This window comes from Monashia sp. HAY1-11D (assembly GCF_056868035.1).
Genome location: NZ_CP200320.1, coordinates 2,853,784 through 2,868,056, shown reverse-complemented (window position 1 = coordinate 2,868,056; position 14,273 = coordinate 2,853,784). Strand labels below are relative to the sequence as shown.

Annotated in this window: 16 protein-coding genes; 6 read left to right on the top strand and 10 right to left on the bottom strand. The window is 72.9% G+C overall.

Translation table 11 applies throughout. The features are described 5' to 3' along the window. Window positions 1-270: 270 nt before the first annotated feature. Together AC1VM9_RS13290 and moeB are read right to left on the bottom strand one after the other, a co-directional pair. Window positions 271-999 carry an MGMT family protein gene (locus AC1VM9_RS13290; RefSeq protein WP_483122968.1) on the bottom strand — a complete coding sequence of 243 codons (729 nt, stop codon included), beginning with the start codon at window positions 997-999 and terminating at the stop codon, window positions 271-273. Between the two features lie 44 nt (window positions 1,000-1,043). Next, window positions 1,044-2,222: a molybdopterin-synthase adenylyltransferase MoeB gene (moeB, locus tag AC1VM9_RS13285; protein ID WP_481346385.1), complete on the bottom strand. Its 1,179-nt coding sequence runs from the start codon at window positions 2,220-2,222 to the stop codon at window positions 1,044-1,046. Window positions 2,223-2,315: 93 nt separating this feature from the next. On the opposite strand from moeB, the gene AC1VM9_RS13280 reads away from it, so the two are divergent. The 4 genes from AC1VM9_RS13280 (at window position 2,316) to AC1VM9_RS13265 (ending at window position 4,201) form a co-directional block, all read left to right on the top strand. Continuing rightward, complete coding sequence (locus AC1VM9_RS13280; protein ID WP_481341040.1) at window positions 2,316-2,990, top strand: TetR/AcrR family transcriptional regulator; 675 nt, start codon at window positions 2,316-2,318, stop codon at window positions 2,988-2,990. Window positions 2,991-3,057: 67 nt separating this feature from the next. Beyond that, entirely contained in the window at window positions 3,058-3,279 is a 222-nt protein-coding gene (locus tag AC1VM9_RS13275; protein WP_481341039.1) for a DUF3107 domain-containing protein, read from the top strand. Window positions 3,280-3,394: 115 nt separating this feature from the next. Then, window positions 3,395-3,664: a GlsB/YeaQ/YmgE family stress response membrane protein gene (locus tag AC1VM9_RS13270; RefSeq protein ID WP_481341038.1), complete on the top strand. Its 270-nt coding sequence runs from the start codon at window positions 3,395-3,397 to the stop codon at window positions 3,662-3,664. A gap of 267 nt (window positions 3,665-3,931) precedes the next feature. Then, window positions 3,932-4,201, top strand: coding sequence for a GlsB/YeaQ/YmgE family stress response membrane protein (locus tag AC1VM9_RS13265; protein WP_481341037.1), 270 nt, complete (start codon window positions 3,932-3,934; stop codon window positions 4,199-4,201). Window positions 4,202-4,276: 75 nt separating this feature from the next. On the opposite strand, the gene AC1VM9_RS13260 is transcribed toward AC1VM9_RS13265, so the two are convergent. Next, complete coding sequence (locus tag AC1VM9_RS13260) at window positions 4,277-4,969, bottom strand: ferritin-like fold-containing protein (RefSeq protein WP_483122966.1); 693 nt, start codon at window positions 4,967-4,969, stop codon at window positions 4,277-4,279. A gap of 239 nt (window positions 4,970-5,208) precedes the next feature. On the opposite strand from AC1VM9_RS13260, the gene AC1VM9_RS13255 reads away from it, so the two are divergent. Together AC1VM9_RS13255 and AC1VM9_RS13250 are read left to right on the top strand one after the other, a co-directional pair. Then, the gene (locus AC1VM9_RS13255) at window positions 5,209-6,990 is read left to right on the top strand and encodes a DEAD/DEAH box helicase (protein ID WP_483122965.1); all 1,782 of its coding nucleotides are present in this window, start codon (window positions 5,209-5,211) and stop codon (window positions 6,988-6,990) included. A gap of 136 nt (window positions 6,991-7,126) precedes the next feature. Further along, window positions 7,127-7,690, top strand: a complete 564-nt coding sequence (locus AC1VM9_RS13250) for a pyridoxamine 5'-phosphate oxidase family protein (protein ID WP_481343822.1) — start codon at window positions 7,127-7,129, stop codon at window positions 7,688-7,690. Between the two features lie 15 nt (window positions 7,691-7,705). Here AC1VM9_RS13250 and AC1VM9_RS13245 read toward each other — a convergent pair whose 3' ends face one another. The 7 genes from AC1VM9_RS13245 to AC1VM9_RS13215 all read right to left on the bottom strand — a co-directional run bounded on the left by AC1VM9_RS13245 (window position 7,706) and on the right by AC1VM9_RS13215 (window position 14,238). Beyond that, window positions 7,706-8,758, bottom strand: coding sequence for an NAD(P)-dependent alcohol dehydrogenase (locus tag AC1VM9_RS13245; protein WP_481343823.1), 1,053 nt, complete (start codon window positions 8,756-8,758; stop codon window positions 7,706-7,708). 77 nt (window positions 8,759-8,835) lie between these two features. After that, window positions 8,836-9,678 (bottom strand): ParA family protein, encoded by an 843-nt coding sequence (locus tag AC1VM9_RS13240; RefSeq protein ID WP_481343824.1) that lies wholly within the window; start codon window positions 9,676-9,678, stop codon window positions 8,836-8,838. Window positions 9,679-9,703: 25 nt separating this feature from the next. Continuing rightward, window positions 9,704-10,339: a maleylpyruvate isomerase N-terminal domain-containing protein gene (locus AC1VM9_RS13235; RefSeq protein ID WP_481343825.1), complete on the bottom strand. Its 636-nt coding sequence runs from the start codon at window positions 10,337-10,339 to the stop codon at window positions 9,704-9,706. Beyond that, complete coding sequence (locus AC1VM9_RS13230; RefSeq protein ID WP_481343826.1) at window positions 10,336-11,205, bottom strand: RecB family exonuclease; 870 nt, start codon at window positions 11,203-11,205, stop codon at window positions 10,336-10,338. The genes AC1VM9_RS13235 and AC1VM9_RS13230 overlap by 4 nt, the downstream gene beginning before the upstream one ends. A 116-nt stretch (window positions 11,206-11,321) precedes the next feature. Next, a complete protein-coding gene (locus AC1VM9_RS13225; protein ID WP_483122963.1) occupies window positions 11,322-12,197 on the bottom strand; it encodes a PHP domain-containing protein in 876 nt (291 codons plus the stop codon). A gap of 293 nt (window positions 12,198-12,490) precedes the next feature. Beyond that, window positions 12,491-13,429 carry a type IV toxin-antitoxin system AbiEi family antitoxin domain-containing protein gene (locus tag AC1VM9_RS13220; RefSeq protein ID WP_483122962.1) on the bottom strand — a complete coding sequence of 313 codons (939 nt, stop codon included), beginning with the start codon at window positions 13,427-13,429 and terminating at the stop codon, window positions 12,491-12,493. 266 nt (window positions 13,430-13,695) lie between these two features. Next, window positions 13,696-14,238, bottom strand: coding sequence for a MaoC family dehydratase (locus AC1VM9_RS13215; protein ID WP_483122960.1), 543 nt, complete (start codon window positions 14,236-14,238; stop codon window positions 13,696-13,698). Window positions 14,239-14,273: the final 35 nt, after the last annotated feature.

Here is a 14,273-nt window from a genome sequence, read left to right as displayed (position 1 = left end):
CGACATCCCGGTCGGGCTGCCCTTCTTCCCGGCCGACGGGCAGGTGCACGCCGTGAGGGTCAAGGGGCCGGGCGGCGCCGGCCGCTACGCGGTGTGGGTCCCGGTGGTGTCACCGCTCACCGTCGAGGTCGTCCTCGAGTCGCCGGACGGCCGGACGGCGCGCGCCACGAGCAGCACGAGCAGCACCTAGGACGGACGCCTCGGCGCTCTCCACCGACGGCCGGGAGATCCGGCGCAGGTCCCGCCGCGCCCGCGCGGGCCAGGTGCCCGTCAGTCCGCGACGAGCTCGACCTCGAAACCCTCGCCGCTCTCGAGGTAGGCGGCGTAGTGCTGTGGTCCGCCGGCGTACGGGTGCCGGTCGGCGAACATCAGCGACCACCCGGCGTCGGCGCACTCGCCCACGACCGCGTCCACCTCGGCGCGCGATCCACCATGGAAGGCAAGGTGGTTCAGCCCCGCACGGGTGCGCTCGTGGCGGCCCTTCGAGACGTCGGGCCCGGACTCGACGACGAGGTAGAGCGAGCCGAGCTCCCACGCCTGCCCGTGTCCCCAGTCGTCGCCGAGGTGGTAGCCCAGCCGGCCGAGCAGCCAGCCCCACTCGCGGGCTGCCGCGTCGATGTCCTCGACCCAGATCTCGACGTGGTGCAGGGCGCCCCGCGACCGGGTGACGCCGCCGCCCGGCGACGCAGCCGCGCCGAAGTCCCAGCGCGCTGCGTCCATGTCCGCGCGGCCGCCGTCGACGAGCCCGCGGACCATCGGCGTGCCCTCGGCGCGCCAGTGCTCGACGGCCTCGCCCTCGAGGCCCTGCGGCGGGCGCCCGTCCGAGCGGATGACCCGCCACCACGGGACGTCGGAGCCGTACCGGCTCATGACCGAGCCGACGGTCCGCGGCCCCATGCCGCCCAGCCGCCTGGCGACGTCACCGTAGGCGAGCACGCGCCCGGACGGGATCGACGCGACGAGCGAGAGCACGCGGTCGGCGTGGTCCTCCAGTGCCACCGGGGTCCTTTCGGGAAGGGGTCGGCCGGACGTGGGCCGGGCGTTCAGTACTCGGGCTGCGCCGGGTCGATCTCGCGCACGTAGGCGACGACGCCGCCCGCCACGTTCGCGACGTCGGTGAAGCCGGCCCGGAGGGCCAGACGGGTGGCCTCCGCCGACCGGCCACCGACCTTGCAGTGGATGAGGACGCGCCGGTCCCGGGGCAGCTGCCCGAACGCCTCGCCCGAGCGGAACAGGTCCAGGTGGATCGGGACCGCGCCCGGGATCGAGGCGATGGCCCGCTCCTCCTCGCCGCGGACGTCGACGAGCAGCGGTGGCGCCTCGCCGCGCAGCTCGTCGGCCATCTCGCGGACGGTCACGGTGGGCAGGGCGTCCTCGTCGTCGTGGGCGGCGCCGGGCACGCCACAGAACTGCACGTAGTCGATGAGCTCGGTGACGGTCGGCTCGTCACCGCACACGGGGCACTCGGGGTCACGGCGCACCGTCAGGGTGTCCCACGTCTGGCGCAGGGCGTCGTGGACCAGCATCCGGCCGGTCAGCGGCTCGCCGATGCCGAGGAGGAGCTTGATCGCCTCGGTGGACTGCACCGAGCCGACCGCGGCGCACAGGACGCCGAGGACGCCGCCCTCGGCGCAGCTCGGCACCGACCCGGGCGGCGGCGGGTCGGGGAAGACGCAGCGGTAGCACGGCCCGTGCCCGGCCCACCACACCGACACCTGGCCGTCGAAACGCAGGATCGAGCCCCACACGTGCGGCTTGCCGAGCATGACGCACGCGTCGTTGACGAGGTAGCGCGTCGGGAAGTTGTCGGTGCCGTCGACGACGAGGTCGTAGCCGCCGATGATGTCGAGCGCGTTGGACGAGTCGAGCGCGACGTCGTGCCGCTCCACCGTGACGTGCGGGTTGACGCGGCGGACCGCCGCCTCGGCCGACTCCGTCTTGGGCCGGCCGATGTCGGCGTCGGAGTGGATCACCTGCCGGTGCAGGTTGGTCAGGTCGACGACGTCGGCGTCGACGATCCCGATCGTGCCCACGCCGGCGGCGGCGAGGTAGAGCAGCGCGGGCGACCCGAGCCCACCGGCCCCGACGACGAGGACGCGGGCGGCCGCCAGCCGCTCCTGCCCCTCGAGCCGGACGTCGGGCAGCAGGACGTGGCGGGCGTACCGCGTCGTCTCGTCCTTCGACAGCGGGCGACCCGTCTTGACCAGCGGATCCGTCGACATGCCCTCACCGTACTGCTCGGTATGGTGAGGAACGACATGGTCGTCCGCCTCGGCGGACGACGAGCACCACACAGGAAGTGCCTCGAGGGACGCATGACAGACGAGACCACCATGCCGGGCCGCGGGCAGCGGCTCCCCCGCTCCGAGCGGCGCGCCCAGCTGCTCGAGGCGGCGCTCGCCGTCTTCGTCGAGAACGGCTACCACGCGGCCGCGATGGACGACATCGCCGCGCGGGCCGGGGTGTCCAAACCCGTTCTGTACCAGCACTTCCCGGGCAAGCTCGAGCTCTACCTCGCACTCATCGACCAGCACGCCGGCGAGCTCGAGCAGCTCGTCCGCGACGCGCTCGCCCTGTCCGACAACAAGGCCCGCATCAACACCATGACGCGCGCCTACTTCGACTTCGTCGGCAAGGAGGGCGCCGCCTTCCGTCTCATCTTCGAGTCCGACCTCGCCAACGAGCCCGAGGTGCGCAAGCGCCTGGACCAGATCGACCTCACGTGCGCCGAGGCGATGGCCGAGATCATCAGCACCGAGACGTCGATGACGCGCGAGGAGGCCGTCCTCGTCGGCGTCGCCTTCGTCGGCCTCGCGCAGACGTCCGCGCGCCACTGGCTGACGCACGAGGCGAGCCTGTCCAAGGAGACCGCCGTGCGCATCACCGGGTCGCTCATCCGCCGCGGCTTCGGCGCCTTCCCCCGGTCGGGTGCGGGTTCGGACGACGCGTCCGGCCCGTCCCGGGAGTCGGTCGGCAGCAGCGCTGGTTAAGGTGGCCACAGGGCGTGCGACCCACCCACGCCACCACCGAAGGACGAACCGAGAAAGCAGGTTTGACGTGGAGGTCCGCATCGGCGTGCAGAACGTGGCACGCGAGATCACCTTCGAGACGACGCTGAGCTCCGACGAGCTCGTGGCCGTCGTCAAGGCCGCCCGCGAGGGCGACGTCCTCGAGCTGACCGACGACAAGGGCGGCCGCATCGTCGTTCCCGTCGCGTCGCTCGGCTACGTCACGACCGGCGCCGAGCGCCGCACCGGCGTCGGCTTCGGCGCCTCCTGACCGAACCCCGTCCGCGGCCGGCCGACGACGCACCGTTCTGCGCGGCGTCGGCCGGCCGCGAACGGGTACGTACGACCGGAGGCGTCCACCGCCTCCCGGCGCCAGGAGGAGCCCCATGACCGCAACCCTCGTCGCGGCGTTCGTCGCGGGAGCCCTCGTCGGTCCGCTCGCCCGGGCCGCGGTCCCCGGCCGGCACGGCACGAGCGTCGTGACCACCGTCGTCCTCGGCGCCTTCGGGTCGCTCGTCGGCGCGTGGATCTACCGGGCCGCCTCGGGGTCGCAGACGAGCGGCGTCGACTGGACCTCGTTCCTCATCGGCGCCCTCGTCGCCGCCGCGCTCATCGTCGGCTACGGCATGGTCACCGGCGACCGCCAGCCACACTGACCGGCGCGCCGAACCGACACCTCCGGCGCCCCGTGGGCAGCGCCATCGGACCGGGTGTGCCCCATCTTGCGCGGGCCCGATCCTCGCCCGGATCGGCCCGGACGTGATCGTTACGGCTCGGAGCGGGTACGAGTCAGGTGCACGAAGGCACCGTCACATCGACCACATGCGACACATGCGGTGGGAGGTCGGCGGTGTTGCAACTGGTACCCGCGCACGAGCACGGGACGGAAGCCGGTCACCGTCGGTGGCCAGAAAGGCTGAGACATGGTTGGCGCAATCATCGGCGCGATCGTCGCCGGACTCATCATCGGAGCCCTGGGCCGACTCATCCTCCCGGGCAAGCAGGACATCTCGATCGTCATGACGATCATCATCGGCATCGTGGCGTCGCTGCTGGCGACGTTCATCCTCGGCGCCGTCTTCGGCTACTCCAACGACAACGGCGGTGTGCGCTGGTGGTTCTGGATCGTCGGTGCCGTCCTGGCGGCGATCGGCATCACCGTCTACGGGCGGATCAGCAAGCGGGCCGTCTGACCCGCGCACCTCGACACGAAGGGCCCGACCGGTCACCGGTCGGGCCCTTCGTCGTGTCGCGTCGGATCGGGGCCCTCAGGCCGAGAGGCCGAGGCGCCCCATCCGACGCGTGTGCTCGTCGGTGAGCCGGGCGAACATCCGGCCCAGCTCGGCGAGATCGGCCCCCGGACGCCCCGGCGCCCCGACGAGGATGCCGGCGAGAGCGTCCCGCTCGACGCCCACGCGCTGGGCCTGGGTGATCGCCTCACCGACGAGCCGCCGGCCCCAGAGGGCCAGGCGTCCGCCGACCCGCGGGTCGGCCGCGATGGCCTCGCGCACGACGGTCACCGCGAACTCGGCCTGGCCGGTGTCCTCGAGCACGCCGAGGACCAGGGACTGGGTCTCGGGGTCGACGTACTGGGCGATCTCGCGGTAGAAGTCCTGGGCGATGCCGTCGCCGACGTAGGCCTTGACGACACCCTCGAGCCAGTCCGAGGGCCGGGTCCGCTCGTGGAAGCCGTCGACGGCGACGACGAACGGCTCCATCGCCTCCTCGGGGGTGACCCGCAGCTCGGTGAGCCGCTCGGTCAGCAGCTGGTAGTTGCGCAGCTCGTGCGCAGCCAGCTGCGCGAGGGCCGAGGTGTGGCGCAGCGTCGGGGCCAGCTCGGCGTCGCGGGCCAGCTGGCTGAAGGCCCGCAGCTCACCGTAGGCGAGGACGCCCAGCAGGTCGGTGACAGCCGCGACGTAGCCGGGGTCGTCGGTGGGCGTCGTGGGGGCCGCATCAGTCATGGACCCAACCTAGCGGCGCAGATTCGGGCGCTCGCGCGTCCTGCCGGTAGAGTGGGTGGGACAACTCGGTGCCCGGTCGGCCCGATGGATCGCCCAGATGGTGCTCGCGGACACTCTCCCGCGCACCGGCGGATCCCGCGATGACGCGGGGGTTCGCCCGTCAAGACACTTCCCGATCGGCCCGTCCCGCCACTGAGCTCCCGCGTCCGCGGGGTGCTCGTGCCGATCGAGAGACACACATGACCCAGACCCACGAGACCCCGGCCGAGACCGAGGTCACCACCGATGCCGCCGTTCCTGCCCCTGCCACCGACGCAGCGGCGGAGAACCCAGCCGAGACCGCCGCCGAGGTGTCGCCGGAGCTGACCTTCGCCGACTTCGACGTCCATCCCGACATCGTCGCCTCCCTCGCCGACGCGGGCATCACCCACCCGTTCCCGATCCAGGCGATGACGCTTCCCGTCGCGCTGTCGGGCCACGACATCATCGGCCAGGCCAAGACCGGCACCGGCAAGACGCTCGGTTTCGGCGTGCCGATCCTCAACCGCGTCGTGGCGCCCGGTGACGACGCGTTCGCCTCGCTGACGCGTCCGGGCAAGCCGCAGGCGCTCGCCGTGGCTCCGACGCGTGAGCTGGCCGTCCAGGTGGCCGGTGACCTCGAGCGCGCCGGCCGGCGCCGCGGCATCCGCGTCCTCACCGTCTACGGCGGCCGCGCGTACGAGCCGCAGGTCGACGCCCTCAAGGAGGGCGTCGAGGTCGTCGTCGGCACGCCGGGCCGGCTCATCGACCTGTCCAAGCAGGGCCACCTCGACCTGTCGCAGGCGCGCACCGTCGTCCTCGACGAGGCCGACGAGATGCTCGACCTCGGCTTCCTGCCCGACGTCGAGACGCTCATGTCGCTCACGCCCGCCTCGCGCCAGACGATGCTCTTCTCGGCGACGATGCCCGGTGCCATCGTGGCCCTGGCCCGCCGGTACATGTCGCAGCCCACGCACATCCGCGCGATGGGTGACGACACGGAGAACGCCCACACCGTCAAGGCCGTCGAGCAGTTCGTCTACCGCGCGCACGCCCTCGACAAGGTCGAGATGCTCTCGCGGATGCTCCAGGCCAAGGACCGGGGGCTGACCATCATCTTCAGCCGCACCAAGCGGACCGCCGCCAAGGTCGCCGACGAGCTCGTCGAGCGCGGCTTCGCCGCCGCGGCGATCCACGGCGACCTCGGCCAGGGCGCCCGCGAGCAGGCGCTGCGGGCCTTCCGCAACGGCAAGGTCGACATCCTCGTCGCCACGGACGTCGCCGCCCGCGGCATCGACGTCGACAACGTCACGCACGTCATCAACTACCAGTGCCCCGAGGACGAGAAGACCTACCTGCACCGCATCGGCCGCACGGCGCGCGCCGGGAACACCGGTGTGGCCGTGACGTTCGTCGACTGGGACGACCTGCACCGCTGGGCGCTCATCAACAAGACGCTCGACCTCGGCATCCCCGACCCGCAGGAGACCTACTCCAGCTCGGACCACCTCTTCACCGACCTCGACATCCCGACCGACGCGAAGGGCTACCTGCGCAAGTCCCAGCAGACCCGTGCGGGCCTGGCCGCCGAGGAGATCGAGGACCTCGGCGAGACCGGCAAGCGCCACGGCAAGGGCCAGTCGCACGGCACGTCCTCCCGGGGCGGCGCCTCGCGTGGTGACCGCCCGGCCGGCCGGGACGCGTCGGGCGAGCAGCGCGAGGACGGCGAGAGCCGGCCGCGTCGCCAGCGCAACCGTCGTCGCACCCGTGGTGGCGGTGCCGCCGCAGCCGGTGCGGCCCCGTCGGCCGCCGAGGCCACTGCGGCTGCGGCAGGCGATAACCCTGCCGGGGCCGCCGCCGAGGGTGCCGGCACGAGCGCCGGCGAGGGCGGGTCGTCGCAGCCGCGTCGTCGCCGTCGCCGCGGTGGCGCCGGCCGGGGCGGCCGAGGCGAGCAGGGTGGCCAGCAGGCCGGCAGCGCGCCCGCCGCGTCCGGCACCGAGTGACCGCCGGCGATGTCTGCCCGCTCTGAGGGCACCAGATCCGAGGAGGAGGGGCCGCGTCCTGTGGGACGCGGCCCCTCCCGTTCCGACCTGCGGTCGCGCCGAGGTCAGCCCAGGGCCTGGACCTAGGCTGCCCACCATGAAGCTGCACGAGTCGATCGACGGACGGCTGCACGCGTTCATCGAGGCCCAGCGGATGTTCTTCGTCGCGACCGCGCCCCTCGCGGCCGACGGGCACGTCAACGTCTCGCCGAAGGGCGTCGACGGCACGTTCCTCGTCGTGGACGAGCACACGGTCGCCTACCTCGACCTCACCGGAAGCGGCGCGGAGACGGTCGCCCACCTGCGGGAGAACGGCCGGATCACGTTGATGTTCTGCGCCTTCGAGGGCCCGCCGAACATCGTGCGCCTGCACGGCACGGGCCGGCACCTGCGTCCGGGCGACGACGAGTTCGACGCGTGGGCCGGCCGGTTCGACGTCGACCTGCCGGGCGTGCGCGGACTGGTCGTCGTGGACGTCGAACGGGTCTCGGACTCCTGCGGGTTCGCCGTGCCGCGCTACGAGTACACGGCCCAGCGCGACCTGCTCACCTCGTGGGCCGACAAGCGGGGACCGGCGGGGCTGGTGACCTATCGCTCGCAGAAGAACGCGACCTCGATCGACGGCCTGCCCGCGCTGGACCCGGAGCCGGAGACCGCCTGACCGGGGGCGCCCGTCTCAGGAAGGCGAGCCGATCGTGGCGGTGTCGATGACGAAGCGGTAGCGGACGTCGCCGGCGACGACACGGTCGTAGGCGGCGTCGACCTCGTCGGCAGAGATCGTCTCGACCGTCGCGCCGATGCCGTGCTCGGCGCAGAAGGCGAGCATCTCGGCCGTGGCGGGGATGCCACCGATGTTCGACCCCGCGACGACGCGGCTGCCGCCGACGACGGCACCGGGTGCGAAGTCGTAGTTGCCCGTGGGCAGCCCGACGTTGGCGATGACGCCGAGCGGGCGCAGCAGCCCGATGTAGGTCTGCATCGGCAGGTCGGCGCTCACCGTGTTGACGATGAGGTCGAAGCTGCTCCTGAGACCGGCGAGGACGCCGTCCTCGGAGGTGGCGTGGTAGCTCGTGGCGCCGAGGGCGAGGCCGTCCTCCTTCTTGGCGTCGGTACGGCTCAGCACGCTGACCTCGGCGCCCATGGCGGCAGCCAGCTTGACGGCCATGTGGCCGAGACCGCCGAGGCCGATGACGGCGACCTTCTTGCCGGGGCCGGCGCCCCAGCGCTTGAGCGGCGAGTACACCGTGATGCCCGCACAGAGCAGCGGGGCGGCGACGTCGAGCTCGAGGCCGTCGGGGATCGCGACGGCGAAGCGCTCGGAGACGACGACCTGCCGGGCGTAGCCCCCCTTGGTCTTCTCGCCGTCGTAGCCCGTGCCGTTGTAGGTCATGACGGCGCCCTTGGTGCAGAACTGCTCCTCGCCGTTCTTGCAGAACTCGCACTCACCGCACGAGTCGACCATGCACCCGACGCCGACGCGGTCTCCGACCTTGTACGTCGTGACGCCGTCACCGACGGCGGAGACGACGCCGGCGATCTCGTGGCCGGGGACCATGGGGAAGATCGCGCTGCCCCACTCCTCGCGGACCTGGTGGATGTCGCTGTGACAGATGCCGGCGAACGCGATGTCGATGAGGACGTCGTCGTCACGCAGGTCGCGGTGCTCGACGCTCCGGGCCTCGAAGGGGGCTCCGGCGTGGGGTGCGACCAGTGCGGGCGTGGAAATCACAGGGTTCTCCTTCACGGAAGATGGGCGACACTCTCGGATGCAGCGTCACCGGTCGACGAGACATTCCCGGCGTCCGGTCACAGACGCGGCAGGAGCGACGCCGCGACGTCCCGGTAGGCCTGCGCGCCGCGGGAGGTGCGGGCCGTGGACAGGATCGACCGCCCGACGGCGGGCGCCTCGGCGAACCGAACCGTCTTGGGGATCGGGGGGTCGAGGACCGGCAGGTCATAGCGCTCCCCCACGTCGGCGAGGACCTCGCGGGCGTGGTTGCTGCGGCCGTCGAAGAGCGTCGGCAGGATGCCCCAGACCTGCAGGTCGCGGTTGAGGATGCGCTGCACGTCGGCGACGGTGTCGAGCAGCTGCCCGACGCCCCGGTGGCTCAGCATCTCGCACGGCATCGGGATGACGAGGCCGTCGGAGGCGGTGAGCGCGTTGAGGGTGAGCACGCCGAGGCTCGGCGAGCAGTCGAGCAGCACGACGTCGTAGGCCGTTGCGAGGTCCTCGAGGGCGCCGCGAAGGACGTACTCGCGGCCGGGGCGGGGCATGAGGGCTGCCTCTGCACCGGCGAGGTCGATCGTCGACGGCACGAGGTCGACGCCCTCCTCGCACGAGACGACGACGTCGGCGAGCGGCGTCCGGCCGGTCAGCACGTCGTGCACGGACTGCTCGACGGCGTCGGGGTCGACCCCGAGGGAGAAGGTGAGACAGGCCTGCGGGTCGAGGTCGACGAGCAGGACGCGCCTGCCGTGCTCGGCGAAGGCGGCCCCGAGGCTGGCGACGGACGTCGTCTTGGCGACGCCACCCTTCTGGTTGGCGACGGCGAGCACCGTGGGACGGCTCGGTGGGACCCCGGGTGGGGCCGATGGTGCGGATGGGGTGAGTGGAGTGCTGCTGGCGTCCTGGCGGGAACGGGCGGCCATGGCGGCAAGTGTGTCAGGCCGGCGCTCAGAACGCCGAGATGGTCCGCGGAGCGCGCTCGGAGCGCGAGAGGGCCGAGACGACGGCGCCCTGGCCGTGCGTCTCGGCGGCGAGGTGCGTCAGCAGGCGCAGCACGGGGTCGAGGACGTCGTCGGGCAGCTGCGGGGCGGTGAACCCGACGCTCGCGGCGACGTCCTCACCGTGCACGACGACCTCCATCATCCGACCGGTCAGGAAGTCGTCGCGGCGCAGCGACCAGCCCTGCCACGGGATGAGCACCGCGCGGTCGGCCGGCTGCGCGGCCAACAGGTCGGGCAGCACCTCCCGGGCCGCGAGGACGCCCGCGAGGACCTCGTCGCGTCCGGCGGCGGCCTTCTCGTCGCTGCCCTCGCGGATCGCGACGTTGACCTCGTCGTCGAGGTCGGCACCGACCCACGCCGAGCGGCGGTAGTGCTCCTCGAGCGGTATCGGGTCGCGCGCCGGCTCGGCCGACAGGAGCGTCACCACCGTCGACGGCTGTCCGGCGAGGTGGGCGACGAGACCGCCGACGTCCCAGGCGGGCAGGGCGCTCGGGCGGTTCCAGGCCTCGGCGACGTCGTCGCGGGACACGAGGGCGAGGACGTGGTCGGCCGCCGCGAGGAACGCGTCGCGCAGGTCGGTCATGGGAGCCCTTCCTGGTCGTCGTCGCGCTCGAGCCCGGCCCAGTCGGACTTCTCGGGGCCCTGTTGCTGCCCCTCCGGGCAGTGTGCGCGGAAGTCGCACCACGAGCACAGTGGCGAGGGCCGTGGGGCGAAGCGCGTGGACTCGACGCCGACCTCGGCGAAGTCGGCGTCGGCGCGGCGCAGGTCGGTGGCGATGGACTCCGCCTCGGCGACCTTGCGGGCCAGCGAGTCATCGGTGTGCACGTGGCTCGCGACGGTTCCGGTGGGGACGTGGTGCAGCTCGACGCGCAGGCACGGCCGGCGGAACATCCGGGCCGCGGCGACGGCGTAGAGCGCGAGCGGCAGCGAGGTGCGGGCGTCGTCGTCGGTGGGGACCTGCCGGCCGGTCTTGTAGTCGACGACGACGAGCTCGCCGTCGCGGTCGTCGAGACGGTCGATGCGGCCCGTCACGGCGATCTCGCCGGTCTTGAGGGAGACGCTGCGCTCGAGGCCCACGGGCTGCCGGTCGCGGTCGCTGCGGCGCAGGTACTCGGTGACGGCGTCGCGCACCCGCAGGCGCCAGGCCATCGACTGCTCGGGGTCGCGGAACCCGACGTCGATCCAGGACGTGCGCACGAGCTCGGCGACCCCGGCCGGGGTTCGCTCGGAGGGCGGCAGGTCCCAGAAGTCGCGAAGGACGTTGTGCGTCGCGATGCCCACCGAGGTGTGCGCGCGCTGCGGACGTGCCGCGGGCCGGGGCCGGTCGAGGTACTGCATGCGGTACCGGCGCGGGCAGTCGAGCCACGCGAGGAGCCGCGAGGGCGAGCCGGTGTAGAGCGGTGTCGGCATGCCCGCGAAGCTCGGCTGCTGCGTCGCTCCGATGCTCACGCCGTCACCCTACGGTTCACCCCCGACAGCCCGCCGCACCACACGCCGCCCCACACGCCGCCGGACACCCAGGCACGACACGCCGCCCCGACCCGCCAGGGCCAGCAGCGGCGCCGTCAGGGACGCAGCACCGGTGTCACGCCGTTCGCCGCGGCCTCGATCACCTCGAGCACCTCCGGGGCCGTCGTGTTCTCGCCGAGGCGGTTCAGCTTGCCGGTGCCGTGGTAGTCGCTCGACCCGGTGGCGACGAGGCCGAGCCGGGCCGCGAGCGCCGTGGCCCGCGCGACCTCCCGGGGCCCGTGGTCGCGGTGGAAGACCTCGAGTCCGACGAGGCCCGCGTCGGCCATGCGTTCGATGAGGTCGTCGGTCAGCCCACCGGTGCGGGTCCGCGTGAACGGGTGGGCGACCACCGGCACGCCGCCCGCTGCCCGGACCAGCTCGACGGCCTGGACGGGGTCCGGGGACCAGTGACCGACGTAGTACGGCGAGTCGTCGGTGAGCCACTCGCGGAACGCCTCGTCGCGGTGGGCGATGACCCCGTTCGCGATCAGCGCGTCGGCGATGTGGGGCCGTCCCGGGGTCGCTCCCGGCGCGACCTGCGTCAGCACCTGCTCGTAGGTGAGGGGGATGCCGTCGTCGGCCATCCTGGCCACCATCCGCTCGAGCCGCGTCGCCCGGCTGTCACGGGCCCGCGCCAGCGCGCGCGTCAGCTCGGCGTCCGAGGGGTCGGTGAGGTAGCCCAGGAGGTGGATCGACGCGTACCGCCACGTGCACGACACCTCGATGCCGCGCACGAGCGCGATGCCGTGCTCGGCGGCGGCCTCGGCGGCCTCGGCCCAGCCGCCGACGGTGTCGTGGTCGGTGAGGGCGAGCACGTCGACGCCGGCGACGGCCGCCGCCGCGACGAGCTCCGACGGGGTGTCGGTGCCGTCGCTGACCGTCGAGTGGGTGTGCAGGTCGATGACCGGCGACCCTCCCCTGCCCGTGCTCACGAGCCCCAGCGTACGGGCGAAGCCGCCCCCGGCTCCTCGATCCACGGCCCCACCGTCCCCGTCGGCCCGCACCGCCCGCCCCGACACGCACCGCCGCCCCCGCGCCAACACGCACCGCCACCCCCGCACAACACTCGCCTCTGGCCCCGCAACACACCGAGCAGCTGCCAACCCGAGATGGGTACTCCTGTCGCCGTTGGCAGGTGCTCGGTGTGTTGGGTGACACGGGGGCGGGCGGTTTGCGGGTTGCGCCGGCAGCGGCCGGCCGGCCGAGGGGGTGGGTTCGGGTTTGGTCAGGCGGAGCGACGAGCCGGGCGGGCGGCTCGGATCCTCGCACCCAGCAGCCCGGGGCGGTCGAGCTCGGACCAGATGACGCGCTCGAAGGGGTACCCGAGCCGGCGCACCCGGTCCTCCCGGCGCTTCTCCAGCCAGAGGACCTCCGCGGGGTCGTCCGGCTGTTCGTCGGACCGGTCACGGACCCGGCCGTACTTGACCTCTCCGTCGAACTCCAGCACGACGCCCTCGACGACGAAGTCGACCCGCGCGACGAACCTGTCGGCGTCCGTGATGACGACCTGGCTCTCGTGTGACAGGCCGAGGTCCTGCAGGATCATCCGGGTACGCGACTCGCCGACCGACTCGGCTCCGGCGTCCATGCGCAGCACCGCGTCGAGAGCCCGACGCCGGCCCTCGTGCGGGGAGACCCTCGCCACCTCGTCGAGCAGCTCCGGCATCGTCACCGTGCCGGCCCGCAGGGCGGCGTCGCCCGCCACCACCGCGCACTCGGCGCCCATGGTCAGCGCCGTGCCGACGACGGCCCTCGCGGCGGAGACCACCGGAACACCCAGGAATGTCGGGGTGGCCACGCCGCGCCGGGGCCACACGGTCACGTCCCGACGCCTGACCACTTGGCGCCCCGCGCCGACGAGGTCGATGCGGCTCAGGTCCGCGGACCACAGCGGAAGGCGGTGCACGGCCAGGGCCGCGTGGTGGCTCAGGGCCTCGCCGGGCCGGGTGCGGGCGACCGCCATCGCGGCCAGCCGGTAGCGCCCGACGCGGTCGGCCGCGTGCAGCAGGTCTCTGCTCACGTAGGCCCCGCGCCGGACGCGGACGACGTGTCCGTGGCGTACGGCGTCACGCAAGGCGATGGCGTCGACGCCTCTCGCACCCGCCTCGGCGGCGGTGAAGACGCCGTGCTGTTCACCCGCCAGGGCCTGGAGTCGAGGGTCCATCGAGCGATCGTCGCGCTGCGACACGGACGGCGCATCGTCCGAGCAACCGCCTGTGGACGGCACGGCCCGCCGCCACCCCCTGTGGATCACCCGCAACACACCGAGCAGCTGCCAACCCACGCCAGGAACACCTCGCACGAGTTGGCAGGTGCTCGGTGTGTTGCACGACGACGGGGCGCGGTGGGTTCAGGCGCGGTGGGTTCAGGCGCGGCGGGTTCAGGCGCGGAGGGTTCGGGGCGCGGCGGTCGTGGCGTTGCGTCGGGGCGTCAGGGGCGGGGCGTGGGGTCGGGGCCGGGCCAGTTCCGGTCCGGGACCGGGGTGGGGCGGCCGGGCTGCTCGCCGCCGCGTGCCTCGAGGTAGCTCTGCTTCGGCACCATGACCTTGCGCCGGAAGATGCACACGACCGTGCCGTCCTGCTTGTAGCCGATCGTCTCGACGTGCACGACGCCGCGGTCGTCCTTCGACGTCGACTCCCACTTGTCGAGCACCCGTGTCTCGCCGTAGAGCGTGTCGCCGTGGAAGGTCGGCGCGACGTGGCGCAGCGACTCGATCTCGAGGTTCGCGATGGCCTTGCCGGAGATGTCGGGGACCGACATGCCGAGCAGGATCGAGTAGACGTAGTTGCCGACGACGACGTTCCGGCCGAACTGCGTCGTCTCCTCCGCGTAGTGCGTGTCGAGGTGCAGCGGGTGGTGGTTCATCGTCAGCAGGCAGAAGAGGTGGTCGTCGTACTCGGTGACCGTCTTGCCGGGCCAGTGCTTGTACACGGCCCCGACCTCGAACTCCTCGTAGCTGCGCCCGAACTGCATCGCTCCTCCATCTGCCAGACACCGACGGCCAACGC